Genomic DNA, 265 nt, shown 5'->3' with positions numbered 1-265 from the left:
GTGTTCCACCACTTTGCCGCGATGGCCCGTGGTGCGTTTCAGGGTCGGGTCGTGAATCACCATCAGCTCGCCGTCGCGAGACAGGTGCAGGTCGAGTTCGCAGCGGCGCACGCCGTGTTTGAGGCACTGCTGAAAGCTTGCCAGGGTGTTTTCCGGTGCTTCGCCCTTGGCGCCGCGGTGGCCGTAGTTCAGGGTCACGGTTGCTCCTTGCTGATGGATGCTTAGTTGGACGCCGGTGCCGGCTGGGCCGCGCGCGGCTCATGGT

At 64.9% G+C, this 265-nt stretch carries 1 protein-coding gene; it reads right to left on the bottom strand.

Annotated elements, in window-relative coordinates:
- Positions 1–198: glycerophosphodiester phosphodiesterase (locus tag AC0IW9_RS30995; protein WP_471652140.1), on the bottom strand; the 198-nt coding region annotated here is incomplete at its 3' end.
- Positions 199–265: the final 67 nt, after the last annotated feature.

It is taken from the genome of Belnapia sp. AC561, from assembly GCF_979252845.1.
Note: the sequence above shows the minus strand (reverse complement) of the source record. Positions and strands in the feature narration are given on the sequence as shown.